The 2,114-nt window shown below is 34.3% G+C and carries 3 protein-coding genes; all 3 read right to left on the bottom strand.

The features are described 5' to 3' along the window. Nucleotides 1-328: transposase (locus tag Megvenef_RS09080; protein ID WP_322776028.1), on the bottom strand; the 328-nt coding region annotated here is incomplete at its 3' end. A gap of 323 nt (nt 329-651) precedes the next feature. Continuing rightward, the gene (locus Megvenef_RS09075) at nt 652-1,293 is read right to left on the bottom strand and encodes an MlaC/ttg2D family ABC transporter substrate-binding protein (protein WP_322777607.1); all 642 of its coding nucleotides are present in this window, start codon (nt 1,291-1,293) and stop codon (nt 652-654) included. A 23-nt stretch (nt 1,294-1,316) separates the two neighbouring features. Next, nucleotides 1,317-2,078, bottom strand: coding sequence for an MlaA family lipoprotein (locus Megvenef_RS09070; protein ID WP_322777606.1), 762 nt, complete (start codon nt 2,076-2,078; stop codon nt 1,317-1,319). Nucleotides 2,079-2,114 lie beyond the last annotated feature (36 nt).

Here is a 2,114-nt window from a genome sequence, read left to right as displayed (position 1 = left end):
CTTCAGACACATCAAGATCTTGCTGCAAATATTCATAACCACAAAAATATTGCCAATAAATATTTTCCTTTAGCTCTTCCTCCGTAAACGAATCAGAACCGTTGTACATAGCTTGAAGCATTGATAGTGCTAGCATTACTCTATGATCTTTCTTATTTCTACCAAATTGCTTGATTTCAATGTTAGGCAATGCTCTGGCTTCAAGTTCAGACCAATTTACTAAATCCCTTAGTTTATATAACTTGTTTTTAGGATTTAGTTTTGTAGATAATTTCTCTTCAAATAACCTTTCTTGTTTTTGGAGAAAAGTAATATTTTCTATAGGCATAATTTTAAAATCCGTAAGCTTTATGCGGTAATTATACCATTTTCTTATGGATTTTGTAAGCTGTTTATGACATGAAACCCCTTGTTAATTCAGGCGGGGAGAGTTTTGACGGAGGGACCAATTAAGGTAAATCCCATGGTGACGAACAAAACTTGCGCAATTGCGGTTATTCTGGATTTATTTCAGAATCTGTCGCGGAGATAGAAAAAGATACCGAATCGAGGGAGCTGGCGAAGTCATCAAGTTCGGGATAACTTCCTCCCTTAAACATAAATTGAGAACACTAAATTCAACGGCAGCCTTTTTCTTTCACAAAACTCTAGTTACTTAGGCTTAGCACTCGCTGCAATGTTAGCATTACTTTGGGCGCGCTTCTTTAAATCTGCAATTAGCCAGTCAACTCCATGCGAAGAAATAACACTATTAAACTCTGATTGCTGAGAGTTTAATATACTTATGCCTTCAGTGATAATATCCCCAATTAAATAAGGATCTTTCTTGTTACCTTCAATTTTATGCACTAAATAATCTACCTTAATAGGTGATTGCGAACCTGGTCTGACAATCTCACTATTAACAATAAACAAATCATCGTCTATCTGTTTAATATGCGTAAGTACAGCCTTTTCTCCCTTATAATTTGTTGCAAGATCAGCATAAGCTTTTACAACAAACAAAGAATAAACCTTAACAAACTCTTTAATTTGAGCTTCTGATATTGCTCTTCTATGTCTGCCAAGCGTGTATTTAGCCATCCAATCTAAATACAAGTGCGACTTTATCATAGCGCTAGATTTTAGTCGTCTTTCTTTCTCAGACAAATTTTTATCATTAACTAAATCAGAGCCTTCTTGTATCAACTCCTCAACATATGCTTTTAGTTTTTTAGTATCTTCTTCAGAAGCGCCGTAAGCAGTCTGGCATACTACACTTATTACTAACAAAATAACTGATAAAATTTTCATAACTTATCTCTATAAATATTAATTTATTTATTAACCTTAGGGCACTTGAACCCTTCTGGATAAACCATTCTAGATTCTCTCTCACTAAGGGTAGCATCACGGATAGCTATATATGCATCAGGAGAGTTTTTGCTTACATAATCAGTAAATGGCATAATCTTATCCCTATTATGAACGAGACTAGTAACCAACAATACATTTTTAAAACTACTGTGCATTGGATACTTAGCTGGATTCAGGTAGCTATTAAGTACCAATGGGTCCATTACATCTCTAGCACCCATACCACCATAAAACGGTAATATAATATAAGGTCCTTGCCCTACACCATAATTAGCCAAAGTGTTGCCAAACGTTTGCGGCTCAGCTTTGAGATCAAATTTACTAGCAATATCGAAAAGCCCCCCTAATCCAAACGTAGAATTGATGGCGAACCTCCAAAAAGTTTTACCAGCCCCATTCGCATTACGTTGAATTCCATAATTCACTGTCGATAGAGGCTCACGAATATTACTTAAAAAACTATCGACTCTATTTTTTGTATAATCGTTTGTGAATCTACCGTAACCTTTGGTAACTGGCCTTAGTATAAAAGTATCCAAAATGCTATTAAAAATAAAGATTTTTCTATTAAAAGATTCATATGGATCATATATTTGGCATCTATTACTCAATTCTGCATAATTGTAATCGTATTTTTCATCTTGCTTAGAAGCTAGAGAGTTATTACTTAATAAACATATAACAACAATTACATAAGCTTTAGAGACCAACCTTACTACCACATTTACCCCTTAAAATTATTTCCTACAAACGAATAT

Origin of the sequence: Candidatus Megaera venefica, from assembly GCF_034554655.1 — a bacterium.
Classification (GTDB): Bacteria; Pseudomonadota; Alphaproteobacteria; order Rickettsiales; family Rickettsiaceae; genus Megaera_A; species Megaera_A venefica.
The sequence above is the reverse complement of the archived record's forward strand: the minus strand, read 5'-3'. Positions and strand labels throughout refer to the sequence as shown.

What these genes read in the sequence shown, in the direction of transcription:
- Megvenef_RS09075 (WP_322777607.1), bottom strand. Translation starts at nt 1,293, where the DNA reads ATGAAAATTTTATCAGTTATTTTGTTAGTAATAAGTGTAGTATGCCAG.